The sequence below is a fragment of the Stenotrophomonas sp. Nf1 genome (assembly GCF_003028475.1).
GTDB lineage: Bacteria > Pseudomonadota > Gammaproteobacteria > Xanthomonadales > Xanthomonadaceae > Stenotrophomonas.
The window spans coordinates 416,331-430,893 of sequence record NZ_PYTV01000002.1; the positions used below are offsets into that span (position 1 = coordinate 416,331).

Annotated in this window: 19 protein-coding genes; 4 read left to right on the top strand and 15 right to left on the bottom strand. The window is 68.1% G+C overall.

Annotation, left to right across the window (positions count from 1 at the left end; translation table 11 throughout):
* Positions 1–44 precede the first annotated feature (44 nt).
* The 5 genes from C9412_RS05710 to C9412_RS05730 form a co-directional block, all read right to left on the bottom strand.
* Positions 45–596 carry a hypothetical protein gene (locus C9412_RS05710; RefSeq protein ID WP_107230731.1) on the bottom strand — a complete coding sequence of 184 codons (552 nt, stop codon included), beginning with the start codon at positions 594–596 and terminating at the stop codon, positions 45–47.
* Between the two features lie 57 nt (positions 597–653).
* A complete protein-coding gene (locus tag C9412_RS05715; RefSeq protein WP_107230732.1) occupies positions 654–1,634 on the bottom strand; it encodes a DUF4880 domain-containing protein in 981 nt (326 codons plus the stop codon).
* Positions 1,635–1,703: 69 nt separating this feature from the next.
* A complete protein-coding gene (locus C9412_RS05720) occupies positions 1,704–2,234 on the bottom strand; it encodes a sigma-70 family RNA polymerase sigma factor (protein WP_107230733.1) in 531 nt (176 codons plus the stop codon).
* 16 nt (positions 2,235–2,250) lie between these two features.
* Entirely contained in the window at positions 2,251–2,934 is a 684-nt protein-coding gene (locus C9412_RS05725; protein ID WP_107230734.1) for a TonB-dependent receptor, read from the bottom strand.
* A 488-nt stretch (positions 2,935–3,422) separates the two neighbouring features.
* Complete coding sequence (locus tag C9412_RS05730) at positions 3,423–3,887, bottom strand: Lrp/AsnC family transcriptional regulator (protein WP_107230735.1); 465 nt, start codon at positions 3,885–3,887, stop codon at positions 3,423–3,425.
* Positions 3,888–4,012: 125 nt separating this feature from the next.
* Here C9412_RS05730 and C9412_RS05735 point away from each other — a divergent pair, with 125 nt between their 5' ends.
* The 4 genes from C9412_RS05735 (at position 4,013) to C9412_RS05750 (ending at position 7,233) form a co-directional block, all read left to right on the top strand.
* Positions 4,013–4,747 carry an AzlC family ABC transporter permease gene (locus C9412_RS05735; RefSeq protein ID WP_107230736.1) on the top strand — a complete coding sequence of 245 codons (735 nt, stop codon included), beginning with the start codon at positions 4,013–4,015 and terminating at the stop codon, positions 4,745–4,747.
* Positions 4,744–5,058, top strand: coding sequence for an AzlD family protein (locus tag C9412_RS05740; RefSeq protein WP_100440855.1), 315 nt, complete (start codon positions 4,744–4,746; stop codon positions 5,056–5,058). The genes C9412_RS05735 and C9412_RS05740 overlap by 4 nt, the downstream gene beginning before the upstream one ends.
* Before the next feature lie 220 nt (positions 5,059–5,278).
* On the top strand, positions 5,279–5,707 hold the full coding sequence (locus tag C9412_RS05745; protein WP_107230737.1) for a PAS domain-containing protein: 429 nt from the start codon (positions 5,279–5,281) through the stop codon (positions 5,705–5,707).
* Positions 5,704–7,233: a sulfite reductase flavoprotein subunit alpha gene (locus tag C9412_RS05750; protein ID WP_107230738.1), complete on the top strand. Its 1,530-nt coding sequence runs from the start codon at positions 5,704–5,706 to the stop codon at positions 7,231–7,233. Before C9412_RS05745 ends, C9412_RS05750 begins: the two co-directional genes overlap by 4 nt.
* A gap of 113 nt (positions 7,234–7,346) precedes the next feature.
* Here the strand turns inward: C9412_RS05750 and C9412_RS05755 are convergent, their stop codons facing one another.
* The 10 genes from C9412_RS05755 to moaCB form a co-directional block, all read right to left on the bottom strand.
* Entirely contained in the window at positions 7,347–8,015 is a 669-nt protein-coding gene (locus tag C9412_RS05755) for an ATP-binding cassette domain-containing protein (RefSeq protein ID WP_107230739.1), read from the bottom strand.
* Positions 8,005–8,688: a molybdate ABC transporter permease subunit gene (gene modB / locus C9412_RS05760; protein ID WP_049455117.1), complete on the bottom strand. Its 684-nt coding sequence runs from the start codon at positions 8,686–8,688 to the stop codon at positions 8,005–8,007. Before modB ends, C9412_RS05755 begins: the two co-directional genes overlap by 11 nt.
* 3 nt (positions 8,689–8,691) lie before the next feature.
* Positions 8,692–9,435: a molybdate ABC transporter substrate-binding protein gene (gene modA, locus C9412_RS05765; RefSeq protein ID WP_107230740.1), complete on the bottom strand. Its 744-nt coding sequence runs from the start codon at positions 9,433–9,435 to the stop codon at positions 8,692–8,694.
* Positions 9,436–9,457: 22 nt separating this feature from the next.
* Entirely contained in the window at positions 9,458–10,207 is a 750-nt protein-coding gene (locus C9412_RS05770; protein ID WP_258190011.1) for a helix-turn-helix domain-containing protein, read from the bottom strand.
* Between the two features lie 95 nt (positions 10,208–10,302).
* Positions 10,303–10,668, bottom strand: coding sequence for a hypothetical protein (locus C9412_RS05775; RefSeq protein ID WP_107230742.1), 366 nt, complete (start codon positions 10,666–10,668; stop codon positions 10,303–10,305).
* Entirely contained in the window at positions 10,665–11,213 is a 549-nt protein-coding gene (locus C9412_RS05780) for a molybdenum cofactor guanylyltransferase (RefSeq protein WP_107230743.1), read from the bottom strand. The genes C9412_RS05775 and C9412_RS05780 overlap by 4 nt, the downstream gene beginning before the upstream one ends.
* A 327-nt stretch (positions 11,214–11,540) precedes the next feature.
* Positions 11,541–12,029 carry a molybdenum cofactor biosynthesis protein MoaE gene (locus C9412_RS05785; protein WP_107230744.1) on the bottom strand — a complete coding sequence of 163 codons (489 nt, stop codon included), beginning with the start codon at positions 12,027–12,029 and terminating at the stop codon, positions 11,541–11,543.
* A 3-nt stretch (positions 12,030–12,032) separates the two neighbouring features.
* A complete protein-coding gene (locus tag C9412_RS05790; RefSeq protein WP_107230745.1) occupies positions 12,033–12,293 on the bottom strand; it encodes a MoaD/ThiS family protein in 261 nt (86 codons plus the stop codon).
* Positions 12,293–13,546, bottom strand: coding sequence for a gephyrin-like molybdotransferase Glp (gene glp / locus C9412_RS05795; RefSeq protein WP_107230746.1), 1,254 nt, complete (start codon positions 13,544–13,546; stop codon positions 12,293–12,295). The genes C9412_RS05790 and glp overlap by 1 nt, the downstream gene beginning before the upstream one ends.
* On the bottom strand, positions 13,543–14,556 hold the full coding sequence (gene moaCB / locus C9412_RS05800; protein WP_107230747.1) for a bifunctional molybdenum cofactor biosynthesis protein MoaC/MoaB: 1,014 nt from the start codon (positions 14,554–14,556) through the stop codon (positions 13,543–13,545). The genes glp and moaCB overlap by 4 nt, the downstream gene beginning before the upstream one ends.
* Positions 14,557–14,563 lie beyond the last annotated feature (7 nt).

Below are 14,563 nucleotides of genomic sequence, written 5' to 3' on the forward strand. Positions count from 1 at the left end.
CGCAATCGCAGCGGTGTGCGTTGGGTGGCGATTCATCGGTACTGTCACCGCAGCGTCATCCGCTTGCAGGCTTCGCGCTCCAGCCGCGGCGCATCGCCACCGCAGCGGCGCGCCAGCATCGCCACATCACTGCGGGCGGCGAACGCGGCCAGCGCATCGATCAGGCCTGCGTCGTCGCAGCGTGCCGCCATCGCAACGCGCAGCGCCGGCAGCTGCCATCGGTCCATCACGCCACGGGAGCCGGCCACGAACCAATGCCACAGCCGATGGTGCAGCACCTGCTCGTGCAGCTGCGCCAGCGTGTCGACGCCGTGGATGCCTGCCAGCAGCAGTGCGCGGGCAAGCGCTGCGGGCGGCAGCACACCGCCTTCCGCCAGCGGCAAGGCCTGTTGCTGAAGACGCAGCAGCATCCCCAACGGATGCGACTGGGGATCGAAGTCCAGCAGTACCGCCTGTTGCTGCCACTGCGCGTCGGACACCACGCACACCCATGGCGAGCCGTAGCGATGCACCATCAATGGCCGTCGTTGCGTGGTTTCCAGCAACGCCGACAGATTGCGGCGCAGATCCAGCACACCGATGGTCTCGTTGCGCATCCTTGGCCTCCCTTGCTTGCAACAACCGTCCGCGGCGCGCACGGCCAGCCTCTTCACCTAACCAAGGACGGCAATGCCACCCGGAAAGCGACGCAGATCCAGCGACATCGTCAGCCGCAGCTGCTCCAGCGCCGCCTCCGGATCATCAATGCGGAAGCGGCCGCTGACCGGAGCACGCGCCAGTGCCGACCCGCCCAGCAGCACCTTGCCGCGGCGGTAGCGGTTGATTTCGTCGACCACCTCGCGCAACGGTGCGCGGCGGAACACCAGCATGCCTTCGGTCCAGGCACTGGCTTCGGACGCCACCGCCTCAGCGACAACCCCGCTGAGGCGCTCGTCATAGCGGGTCTGCTGACCGGCCTGCAGCTGCAGGCGGCCCTGCGGGTGTTCGATGCGGACCGTACCCTGCAGGCAGGTCACCCGCACCTGGGCGTTGGTGTTGCGCACGTCCAGCCGCACCGGGCCGTCATCGACGATCACGCACCCCGGCCCGGCGAACAAGGCCAGGTGCAGGCCAGCCCGGGTTTCAATCGCGGCCTGTCCCTGCACCAGTTCGAAGCCTTCACCCTGTGCGTCAGCGCGACGGCGCAGGCTGCTCTGCGTATCCAGGTCGATCTTCAGCTGCGGCGAGGGCGCGATCTGCAGCCGCTCACCGGTGCCGGTGTGGAAATCGGCGGTCATCGCCGTCACCGACGGCCACAGTCCCAACGGTGGGCGGATCGCCGCCACCACCACCAGGCTGGCCGGTGCGGCGATGGCCGCACCGAGGAACGCGCGGCGGCTCCAACGCTGCACCTGGGTGGGAGCCACCGGCTGGCGCGCGGCCGCGGGCAGCTGCTCCCCTGCCAGCCGCACCTGATCCCATTGGCGGCGCGCACGGCCGAACGCTTCGCGATGACGCGGGTCGGCCTCACACCACGCGCGGAACCTGCGTCCATCGGCAGCGGTCGCTTCACCCGAGGTCAACCGCACCACCCACGCGTGGGCCTGACGCTCGACGGCATCCAGCGGGCGTTGCGGGCGATCGTCAGCGTCCATGGGGGCTCATGCCGGACCCGCACGCTGCGGGGTTCTGCTCGGCGTCAAAGTGTAGACGGATGCCGTCGCTCAGAACCGCACCTGGCGCCCCTGCCCATTGCGCTCGGCCAGGTAATCCTGGGCCGCCTTCAGCTCGCGCTGCACCAGCCGCAGCGACACGCCCAGGTGGTCGGCCACATCGCGCTGCTGCAGGCCATCGACGCGGATTGCCAGCAGGATGCGGCGGCGGCGCTCGGGCATGCGCTGCAGCAGACCGACCATGTCCTCCAGCGCGAAGTCCAGCTCGGCCGCCTGTGCCGGGCCCGGCGCCGGGTCGGCCATGTCCATCAGCGTATCCACCTCTTCCAGACTCAGCAGGCGGTGGTCGGCGCGTTGGCGGTCGATCACGGTGTTCATCGCCATCCGCAGCAGGTAGGCCGCCGGGTTCTGCACCGCGTCCAGACGATCACGGCGCGCACTCAGGCGCATCCAGGTGTCCTGCAGCGCGTCGCCAGCCAACTCCTCCGAACCCAGCTTGCGCACCAGCCGGCGCTTCAGCTCGTCGTAGGCCCCCAGAAGGTGATCCATCAGGTCAACTGCCCCAGCCGTACCGTTGCTCATGTTCGAATCCTTGAAATCATGGAAGGGGCAAGCGCCGGCCACAGTCGTGGTCGGTGCCGGAAGGACGGATCTGCAGCGTCACCGGCTGCGGCAGCGCGGCGGCATCGGCCGCCACCACCAGGCCCTGCAGCGCCTGCAGCAGCCGCGCGTCACGGCGGGCACTGCCACTGCCGGACACCAGTTCGGGCGCCTGCACACGGCCTTCGCTGTCGACACCGAAGCGCAGCGTCGCGGCGTAGTGGCCAGGGGAGATTCCGGGGTCATCACAGAACGCTTCACGCAGGCGCTGCTGCAGGCCGCCGTAACGGCGCCGGCGCTCGGCCTCGGCAAGCCCGCCGTCGAAAACTGCGTCGGCCATCGGCTGCGAACCCCGTCGCAGCACCACTCGCTGCTCACCGATCACCTCGGCCTCGATGCCCGAATCCTGCAGCAGGGCCAGCAGCGCGGGCAGCGGCGCCAGGCTGGCGTGCAGCGCATGGCTGCTGCGGCCTGCGGCAAGATCGCCCGGGTACATCACCGACCACCCGCTGATGACGCTGAAGCGCTCGATGGCCTGTTCCAGCGGCTGTGCAGGCATGTCGTAGGCGTGAACCGCGTCCTGCGCGACCGCAGCGGCAGAGGCCAGCAGCAGCCATCCGGCGATGGCCAGCCTCCACGTTCTGATCGCACGGTGTCCATTCAGCCCCCTGACGTAGAACACATGACCCTCGGCAGCGACAGCAGCTGCAAGCGGGACACACCGTACCGGGGCCACATGTCATTGCGATGACCGCCGCCGGCGGCCTGGCGTCGAGGCAGGCTCCGTAAAGCCAGTCACGCATCAGGAATCAAGGAATCGAACAGACATGATCATCTGCTCCTGGGGTCAGAGCCTGTTGCGCAGCATCGGGATCCGACCCCGTGCCGCCCCAAACGTGTCGACCACGGTCGACACCCACCAAACGCAGATCATGCCGTTCCGGCAGATCGTGGAAATCTGTCGAAGGCGGGGTGGGTCCGGTTGCAGGGGTGTCCGCGGCATGGATGCCGCGGCCAAGCCCCATGGACGGGTTTACGGCGTCCCCTGCAACCGGACCCACCCCGCCATCCCACGGAATGCACGCTGTTGCTTCGGCTGTTGCTCCTGAGGTTGCCGGCCAGCGGCCGGCACTACCGCAGGGGCCGGGTGCACCCCGGCCAGGCGCCCGCTCAGAGCGGCAGCTGGGTGGTCTGCTTGATCCGCTGCATCGGGATCTCGGTCTTGGTGTTCTGCACCCCGGCGATCCGGTTCAGGTGCTGCATCTGGAACTGGCGGTAGGCGTCGAGGTCGGCCACCGCCACCCGCAACAGGAAGTCGCAGTCACCGGCCATCAGATGACATTCAAGCACTTCCGGGAATGACTTGATGCTGTTGATGAAGTGATTGGTGGTGTCCTCGTCCTGCCCGCGCAACCACACCCGCACGAACACGGTGAAGCCACGGCCCACCTTGGCCTCGTTCAACAACGCCACGTAACGATCGATGTAACCGCCCTCCTCCAGCAGCCGCACCCGGCGCAGGCAGGCCGAGGGCGAGAGCCCCACCTGGCGGGCCAGTTCCAGGTTCTGCAGGCGACCGTCGCGCTGCAGGGCATCGAGGATGCGGCGATCCAGATTGTCGAGCTGGTAGTGCATGGCATTTCACTCATGGCCGGATGGGCCGCACGGAATGCCAATATTCCGCAATGCAATGGCAGCAACGCAACCCGATTTCGCGATCGGACCGCTAGCATGGGCTACCCCCACTTCGTTGCTGCTCCATGGACGCCCGTACCACCCTCCCCCTGCCGGATGCCGCCTGCGATACCGCCCCGCGCGCCGAATTCCTGCGCGGCCTGCGCGCCGCCGTGCCGGTGATGATCGGCTTCATCCCGTTTGCCCTGGTGCTCGGTGCCCAGGCCGCACAGAAGGGCCTGACCGCGCTGGAAGTGCCGCTGATGACCGGCCTCAACTTCGCCGGTGGCTCGGAATTCGCCGCCGTCGAACTGTGGACCTCGCCGCCGCACATCGCGCTGATCGTGGCGATCACCGCGCTGGTCAACAGCCGCCACCTGTTGATGGGTGCCAGTCTGGCCCCGTTGCTGCAGCACCTGCCGCGCCGCCGCGTGCTGCCGGCATTGTTCTTCATGTGCGACGAGAGCTGGGCGCTGGGCGTGGCCGACGCGCGCCGCCGTGCCCTGGGTTTCAGCCTGGCCTACTACCTGGGCGTCTCGGCCGGCCTGTACACGGTCTGGGTGGCCTGCACCGCGCTGGGCGCGATCATCGGCCCGCTGCTGGGCGACATCCACGCCTATGGTTTCGACATGGCCTTCCCTGCCGTGTTCCTGGTACTGCTGCGCGGCATGTGGCAGGGCATGAAGGCGGCGCGGCCGTGGCTGGTCAGCCTGCTGGTGGCCGCCGCCACCTATCTGCTGGTGCCCGGTGCGTGGTACGTGGCCAGCGGCGCCCTGGCCGGCCTGGCCGCTGCCTGGCTGCTGGCCGAGGACGCGGCATGATCTTCAACGGACTGATCCACTGGACCTCGGTGCTGACCATCGTACTGATGGCCGCCGCCACCTACCTCACCCGCATCGTCGGCTTCCTCGCGCTGCGCAACCGCACGCTGAGCAAGCGCGCGGTCACCGTGATGGAAGCCGCGCCAGGCTGCGTGCTGATCTCGGTGATCGCCCCGGACTTCGTCGCCGACAAGCCGGCCGATCTGGCCGCGCTGGCGATCACCCTGCTGGCCGCCACCCGTCTGTCGATGCTGCCAACCGTGCTGATCGGCGTGGTCTCGGCCGGAGCGCTGCGCTACCTGATGGGCTGAAGCGCTCACCCCACCTGTAGAGCCGAGCCCACGCTCGGCTTGTGCGAACGGCAGCCGAGCATGGGCTCGGCTCTACAGTTCGAACCCGCGCCTGCGACACCGCGTCGCAGCCCATCGCGCCACCCGCTTGACCAATGTCAAAACGCCCGCCGTCGTGCGGGCGTATCTCTATGCAGGACCCGAACACGCCGGCGTTACCGGCCTCCACAAGGACCCTGCGATGCACTACACCCCAGACAACGCCCAGCTGCTCAATGCCCTGCAGAACGTCATGGTGATCTCCACCACCGACCTGCAAGGCAACATCACCTATGCCAACGACCTGTTCTGCACGCTCACTGGCTTCGCGCGCGAAGAACTGATCGGCCAGCCGCACAGCATCGTGCGCCACCCGGATGTGCCCAAGGCGGTCTACAAGGACATGTGGGACACGATCAAGGCCGGCAAGACCTGGACCGGCATCGTGCCCAACCTCGGCAAGGGTGGCGTGCTCTACGTGGTCGATACCACCGTGCAGCCGCTGTTCGACGCCGAGGGCAACATCACCTCCTACATCAGCATCCGCCGCGTGGTGAACGACCTGATGCAGAACTACGACCTGGTCGAGTTCAGCAAGGAAAAGTTCGACGACTTCTACGAGGCGGCGTGAACGCCCTGCCGGCACACTCGCCCATCAACCGCCTGCTGGTGGGCTTCGCCTCCGAGTCGGGCAATGCCCGCGCCCTGGCCCAGCGCCTGGGCGCGGGCCTGCAACCCCATCAGCCGCAGGTGCTTGCGTTCAACGACATCGATGTGGCCAGCCTCGGCCAGGGCGATGTACTGCTGGCCATCTCCAGTTCGTTCGGTGACGGCGAACCGCCGGCCAATGGCGAGCAGTTCTTCGAAGCCCTGCGCCAGACGCCGACCCTGAGCGGCCTGCGCTACGCCGTGTTCGGCCTCGGTGATACCGGCTACCCCCGCTTCTGCGGCTTCACCAAGGCGCTGGACACCGCACTGAGTGAACGCCAGGCGCAACCGCTGCTGCACCGCGTGGACGCCGACCTCGGTTACGAGCAGTTCTTCCAGCGATGGCAGCCGGTGCTGGGGCAGGTGCTGCAGGGCGACCTGGGCGCTGGCCGTGACCTGCGCCTGCAGGTCACCGCCTATGCTGAAGACAACGCCTTTGCCGCGCGCGTGCTTGAACGCCGCCGCTTGAACAGCAGTGATCCAGCCGCCTGGCACCTGCAGCTGGATATCGCCGGCAGCGGCATCGCCTACCGCGCAGGTGACACCCTGCATGTGGTGCCGGAGAACGACCCGGCGCTGCTGCAGGGGCTGGCGGACTGGTATGGCGACGCGACCGCCTTGGCCGCGTTGCACGACCGCGAACTGCGCCTGCTGGGCAAGGGTGTGCTGCGTGAAGTGGCCAGGCTCGGTGGCAGCGAGGTGCTGAAGGGCCTGTTGAAGGTCAGCCAGAAGCGCGAGCTGGAGGCCTACCTGTACGGCCTGGACCTGCTGGATGTGCTGCAGGACCACGCCACCCCGGACAGCGTGCCGCTGACGCGCCTGCGCGAGCTGCTGTCGCCGCGCCTGCCGCGTGCCTATTCGATTGCCTCGCACCCGCGCGGCGGCCAGCTCAGCCTGTGCGTGCGTGAAGTGCGCTACACCCTGCGCGGCCGCGAACGCTGCGGCACCGCCACCGGCAGCCTGCTGCATGGCGGCGCGCATGCCCGCGTGTACTGCCGTTCCAACCCAGGCTTCCATCTTCCCGATACGGATGAGGCGCCGTTGTTGCTGGTCGGTACCGGCACCGGCATTGCACCGCTGATGGGCCTGATACAGGAAGTGCAGGCCAATGCCGGCCAACACGAGGTGCATCTGGTGTTCGGCGAGAAGCATCGCGCGCACGACTTCATGTACCGCGAGCAGCTGCAGGACTGGCAGGCGCGTGGCGTGCTGGCCGGCCTGCATACTGCGTTCTCGCGCGATGGTGCCGAGAAGGTCTATGTGCAGCATGTGCTGCAGCAGCGCGCTGGCGAGGTGCGCGACGTGCTCGCCCGCGGCGGGCACCTGTACCTGTGCGGCAACAAGCGCCACCTGGAAGGCGCGGTACGCGAAGCCATCGATGCCATCGGCGGTAAGGGGCATTGGGACACGCTGCGCGGTGAAGGCCGCATCCACTGCGAGCTGTATTGACTTGCCCATGGGGTAGAGCCGGCCGCTGGCCGGCTGCCGAGGATTTCCTGGTTGCCGGCCAGCGGCCGGCACTACCTCCCCACCGGTCAAGCGCCGATCATGCACCCGGCCGGTCAATCGCCGACGATGCGCCCGTCCACCAGCCGCGCCACCTGCTGGCCGAACATCGCCACGTCCTGCGGGTCGTGGCTGATCAGCAGCAACGGAATTCCAGTCTTGTCCAGCACTGCGGCCAGTTCCTGGCGCAGGTGATCGCGCAGGTCATGGTCCAGCGCAGCAAACGGCTCATCCAGCAGCAGCGCCTGCGGCTGTGTCACCAGCGCCCGTGCCAAGGCCGTGCGTTGGCGCTGGCCGCCAGATACCTGCGAGGGCAACAGATCGCCCACACCGTCGATGCGGAACGCCTGCAACCATTGCTCCGCGGCATCGAACCGCTGCCCGGGGCGGGGATTCAACACGCCCTTGCGCAGCCCGAACGCCACGTTCTGGCGCACGCTCAGATGCGGGAACAGCGCATAGTCCTGAAACACATAGCCCAGCCGCCGGCGCTGCGGCGGCAGATCGACACCACGGGCCGCATCGAACAGCGTCTGCCCCTGCAGGCGCACATGACCCTGGCCGGGCCGCAGCAGCCCGGCCACCGCTTTCAGGGTCAGGCTCTTGCCGGCACCAGAGGGGCCGCACAGCACCACCTGCCGCTGCGTGCACTGCAAGGCCACGTCCAGCACGAACTCCTGGCCCGCCGCACGCAAGCGCCGCTGCACCCGCAGGTCAAGCCACATCGCGCAGCTCCCGTCGGCGTCCGCCCACCAGCCTCGCGGCCAGCAGCAGGATCACGATGCAGACCACCGAGGTCAGGATCACCAGCGCGTTGGCCCGGCCATCCTGACCGGCCTGCACCGCCTCATAGATCGCAATCGACAGCGTCTGTGTGCGGCCGGGAATGCTGCCGGCCACCATCAGCGTGGCGCCGAATTCACCCATCGCACGTGCGAATGCCAGCAGCAGGCCAGCCAGAATGCCGCGCCAGGCCAGCGGCAAGGTAATGCGGAAGAACACCGCCGCCTCGGAAACCCCCAGCGTGCGCGCCGCCTGCTCCAGTTGCCCGTCCACTTCTTCGAAGGCCGCCCGCGCCGGCTTGAACACCAGCGGCAATGACGCGACGGCGGCGGCGATCACCGCCGCCTGCCAGGTAAATACCAGATTGATGCCGAACCACGACTGCAGCCACGCACCGATCGGGCCGTTGCGCCCGATCAGCACCAGCAGGTAGTAGCCCAGCACGGTCGGTGGCAGCACCATCGGCAGGGTCAGCAGCGAATCCAGCAGCTCGCGCCCGGGGAAGCGACGGCGGGCCAGCAACGCGCCCAGCGCCACGCCCAGCACCAGATTGATCGCGGTGGCCCAGCCGGCCACCTTCAGCGACAACCCGAGCGCACTCCAGTCCAGATCCATGCTTCAGGGCTTGCCGAACCCGTGCCTGGCCAAGATCGCCTGGCCCTGTGCCGAGCGCACGAAGGCGGCGAAGCGTTTCGCCTCCGCCGGTTGCGCGCTGGCCTTGATCACCGCCAGCGGATAGGCGATACGCCCGGCCACCGGCACCGCGAAGGCGCGGCGCACGCGATCAGGCATCGCCTGCGCGTCGGTGGCATAGACGAAGCCGGCGTCGACCTCACCACGTGCCACATAGTCCAGCGACTGGCGCACGTTCTGCGTGGTGATGGCCTTGCCCTGCACTGCCGGCCACAGTCCAGCCGCTTCCAGTGCACCCTTGGCATAGCGGCCGACCGGTACGCTGTCCGGGTTGCCCAGCGCGATGCGTTGTACGCCGGTACCGGCCAGGTCCTTCAACGTGCGCGGCGCGGCCTTCGCCTGTGGCGGCACCACCACCCACAGCGCATTCAGCGCAAACACCTCGCGGGTGCCGGCGGCCAGCAGGTCCTGCTGCTGCGCCTGATCCATCGTGGTTTCATCGGCCGAGGCGAACACATCCACCGGCGCACCGCGGCTGATCTGCTGCAACAAAACGCCGGAGGCTGCGAAGTTGAAATCCACCTTGGTGCCTGGGTGCGCCTTTTCATAGGCCGCGCCCAGTTCCCGGAAGCTCTCGGTCAGACTCGACGCCGCCGACACCGTCAGCTCGGCCGCCCAGGCCGGCATCGCAGCCAGCATTCCCAGCAACAACAGTCCTGCGCGCTTCATGGTCGGCCCCTTGGCTGTCTCGTCAGTCCGGATCGGATTCCCTGGCCACGGCCAACGCCGCCAGCCGTTCGGGTTGCAGCAACAGCATCTCACGTTGATTGACGGCAATCACACCCTCGTCGCTCAACCGGCGCAACACCCGGCTCACCGTCTCGGGCGCCATCCGCAGGTAGTTGGCGATCTCGGTCCGGGCCATGCTCAGGTTGAAGCGGGTGGCCGAGAAGCCACGCCGCGCGTAGCGTTGGGAAAGGTCGAGCAGGAATGCCGCCATGCGTTCATCGGTGCGCTGGTTGGCGGCCAGCGTGGCCACCTTGCCGATCTCCGCGCTCAGCAGGCTGAACAGCTTGGCCTGCAACCCCGGCATGCGCGTGGCCAGCAGGCTCAGCCTGGGAAACGAGATCCGGCACAGGTACACCGTATCCAGCGCCACCGCGTTGCAGGGGAAGCGTGCACCGTGGATGGCATTGAGCCCGATCACCTCGCCGGGCAGGCTGAAACCCAGCACCTGCTCGTTGCCCTGGCTGTCCTCGACGAAGGTCTTGACCATGCCCGCACGCACTGCCGCGATCGAGTCGAACGGATCGCCGGCACGGAACAGGTAGTCACCGGCCTGGAACGGACCCACATGGTCGACCAGCACATGCAGTTCGCCCAGCGCGGTCTTGTCATAGCCCTGCGACGTGCAGGCATCGGAGAACGCGCAGGTGCTGCAGAAGTGCAGTGCATCGCCGTCGTCGGCCGCCGCCGGGTTGGGCGTGGCCGCTCGGGGCAAGGAAGGAGCAGGTGGCTTGAGGGGCATTGCAGCAACGCAGGAACGAAGGCGCTCATCATACGACAGCGGCCTTGAGCCCCTTGTACGCAAAGCGCTTACTCCGCCGCAGGCTCTGGGCGCCGATGCGGGCCACGCTGGCGCACGCTGTCGCGCACGTCCACGTCGAACTGCAGTTGCAGCAGGCTGTCGTCATCCAGCGCGATGCTGAAGCCCAGGCCGTCGCGGCAGGGCAAGCGCTGCGCCAATGCCTCGACCCCTGCACGCGGCAGCACCAGCCGGCAGAACGTGCCACCGTCGAGCAGCACCGCCTGCTCCCCGGCATGCAGCGACAGCGCCACACCCCAGCCACCACTCCCGCCGAAGCGGGTCAGGTTCTCCAGCGACTCGCCGGCCAGCAATCGTGCCAGTTCCTGTTCATCCACGCGCAGGCGCATCGATTGCTGTTGCAGCTGGACTTTCATGGTGCGATGGACTCCCACTCCGACGGGGTATTGCAGTTGAGAAGCAAGGCGTGATCTTCCGCGGCCAGGGGCAGCCGGGTCACGCCCAGGCGCTCCTGCAGCGCGCGCAGTGAACGGCGCGCCGTTGGATCGTCAATCAGTTCCTGCAGCACGCGACGGCAATGATCATCGATCTGCAACCGCATCGGCAACGGTTCATCGGCAAACACCGTGCAAGCGGTGTCGTTGACCACGTGCAAGCGCTGCAACAGCGCTGGCGTCATCTGCGGCGTATCCACCGGCACCACCCAGGCGGGCCCATCCGGCATCTGCATCGCCACGCTGTAGAGCCCACCGAGCGGACCGCAACGCGCGACCCGATCCGGTACGCCGTCGAAAGCCGGGTAGTCGCCACTGATCCAGACCCGTCGAGCACCGGCCTGCAGCAGCAGGGTCTGCATGTGTTCCAGCAGGGCGCGCCCCTGCCATTGCAGCAGCGCCTTGTCGCGCCCCATGCGGGTGGACAGGCCACCGGCCAGCACGATGCCGTCGATGGTCCCGCTCACGGTAGCGCCACGCCATGTGTGGCTGCCGCAGCCCGGTACGTGGGAAACGCCCCATCCACGCATGGCGTGGATCTACTGCATTCCTGGCGCGCATCCACGCAACGTGTGGCCCAGTCACCCCTCAGTAGAGCCACGCCATGCGTGGCTGCCGCAGCCGGGTACGCGGGAAACGCCCCATCCACGCATGGCGTGGATCTACTGCATTCCTGGCGCGCATCCACGCAGCGCGTGGCCCGGTCACCCCTCAGTAGAGCCACGCCATGCGTGGCTGCCGCAGCCGGGTACGCGGGAAACGCCCCATCCACGCATGGCGTGGATCTACCGAGGTCAATGGCTGTGATGGTGATCATGTGCGGCTTCATCATCCACGTGGCACAGGCTGCACCCCTCGCTCCACGCGCTGTCGCCGTCCACGTAATGCTCCTGCTTCCAGATCGGGCACTGGTGCTTCACCGCCTCGATCAACTGCCGGCAGGCGCGGAAGGCCTCATCGCGGTGTGGGCTGCCTGCGGCCACCACCACCGCCACATCGCCGATGCCCAGGCGACCCCGGGCATGGGCCACATACAACCTCAGCTTAGGCCCGAACGCGGCCTCCACCTCGGCGGCCAGGCGCTTGAACTCATTCAGCACCAACGGTTCGAACAGATCGTAGGTGATGCCGGTCACCGCGCGCCCAACGTTCACGTCGCGCACCTTGCCGATGAACACATCGACGCCACCGAAGCCCGGATCAGACACCGCAGCAATGCCCTCGGCCGGATCGATCGCGGCCTGCGCGCGGTCCACCACCCTGGCGATGATCGTCTCACTCATCGCTCAACCTCCACTGACCGGCGGCAGGATCGCCACCCGGCCATCGTCGGGCAGCGCGTCATGGTCGCGCAGCACGCGCTGCTGGTCGGCAAACGCCGAATAGTCCAGCAGGCCGGCGCGGAAGCCCGGCCAGCGCACCGGCAGCAGCTCGCGCAGCGCCTGACGCAGGTCGGCCACGGTGCCACCGGCCACCTCCACCGCAATCTCGCGGCGGGCGTCCAGATCGGAAAACGCACCGAACAACTGCAACGTCACTTGTTTCATCACGTTTCCTGGCTCACCAATTGCACCGGTTCGTGGTGGCCCCAGCCCTGCACGCGCACGTAAGTGCCGGCGCTGGCCAGGTCACCGTCAGCCTCCAGCACCACCCAGGCGTTGGCCTGCAGCATGGACATCAAACGGAACGATTCCTGCCCGGACAGCACGCGCGCGCTCAGGCGCCCCTGTGCATCCACCTCCACCCGCGCCCGCGCATGGAAGCGCAGGCCCGGCGGCTTGCGCACGTCGGCCTGCAACGGCAGCTGCAACACGGCCTCCGGCGCCAGCCCCAACAGGCGGCGCAGCACCGGCTCGACGAAGAAGCGTTGGCCGACGGCCGCCGACACCGGGTTGCCCGGCAGGCCGAAATACAGCGCGCCATTGGGCAGCACCGCAAACAGCAGCGGTTTACCCGGGCGGATCGCCACCTTGTGGAACACGATGCGTGCACCGCGCCCGGCCAGCGCATCGGGAATGAAGTCGTAGCGACCGGCCGACACCGCGCCGGTACTGATCAGCAGCTGCGCGCCAGCGCCCAGCGCCTCATCCAGCACCGTATTGAAGGCGGCCTCGTCGTCGCCCACCGTACCCTGCCAGACCACCGCAGCACCTGCTGCCTGCAGGCGGCCGACCAGGTACGGCCGGTTGCTGTCACGAATCTGGCCCGATTCCAGCGCCTGCGCCGCTTCGGTCACCAGCTCCTTGCCGGTGGCGATCACCGCCGCCTGCGGCCGCGCCACCACTGCCACCTCGCCCACGCCGAGGGCGTGCAGCAGGGTGCGGGCATTGATATCCAGCGTCTGCCCCGCCTGCAGCACGCGATCACCTGCGCTCACATCCTGGCCGCGCAGGCGCACGTTCTGGCCCGGCTTCACCGTCGAGGTCAGTGCGACGCGGGTCGGCCGGCCTGCTTCGCTGGCAAGGATCCGCACATTCTCGATCGGCACCACCGTATCCAGCCCGGACGGCATGCGTGCACCGGTCATGATTTCCCAGGCACCCTCGCCGCCTTCGGCGCTGGCATCACCGGCGGCCTGCCAGCCCTGCACCGCCAATTCGGCACCCGATTCGAACACCCGGCCTTCGGCGCGCAGCGCGAAGCCGTCCATTGCCGAGTTGTCGAATGGCGGCAGCGACTGCGCGCTGTGGATGTCACTGGCCAGGATACGGCCAGCCGCTTCATGCAACGGCAGGTGCTCGGCCGGCAGCGGCATGGCCGCGTCCAGCAGATGCTGCAAGGCTTCGCTGTAGGCAATCATGCCGCGCCCCCTTCGGCATGGCCGCCGCCATCGACCATCGCCAGTGCGTGGCCGAGCACCGGCGCCAGGATGTCCAGGCACTGTGCCGCCGCCTTCGGGCTGCCCGGCAGCGCGAACACCAGCATGCTGCCCAGCTGCACCACCTCGGCGCGGCTCAGCCAGGCCATCGGCGTGTGCTGCGCACTCAGCGCGCGCACCATCTGCGCCAGGCCATGCACCGGCCGCGCGTTCAACGAACGCAGCGCTTCCGGGGTCAGGTCACGTGGGCCCAGGCCGCTACCGCCGGTGCACAGGCACAGGCGCACGCCCTCGCCCGCCAGCGCCTGCACCCGGCTGGCCAACGGCTCGATGCCATCGGGCAGCACTTCAGCAGCCACCACTTCTCCGCCCATCTTCTGCAGGCCGGTCACCAGCGTCGGGCCGGATGCATCTTCATAGGTGCCATCGCTGGCGCGGTCGCTCAGGGTGATCACCGCACACCTGGCACCCTCAAGGCCCTTCGGCGCACGCGGCTTGAAACGCGCGCGCTCGGCCTCGTCCATGCCCTCGGGGTGCAGCCAGACGCCGCGCTTGCCGCCCTCCTTGAACAGCAGGCGGATGCCTTCGATGCGCAGCGCCGGTTCCACCGGCTTGCTCAGGTCATACAGCGTCAGCAGCGCCGCGTTGACCCCGGCCAGTGCTTCCATCTCCACGCCGGTGCGCGCTTCGCTGGCGCACTCGCACCACACGCGGATCGCCTGCCGCTCCGGCACCGGCGCGCAGAACACCTGCACCAGTTCCAGCGGCAACGGGTGGCACAGCGGCATCAGCATCGAGGCCATCTTGGCGCCCTGCAGGCCGGCAATCTCGGCCATCACCAGCGCATCGCCCTTGGGCAGGCGGCGCTCGACAATCAGCGGATACGCCACCGGGCCGGCATGCAGTTCGCCCACCGCCACCGCACGCCGTCGGGTGATGCGCTTGTTGCGCACATCGGCCATGTGAAACGCCGCATTCCATTCCCCACTCATCGTGTTG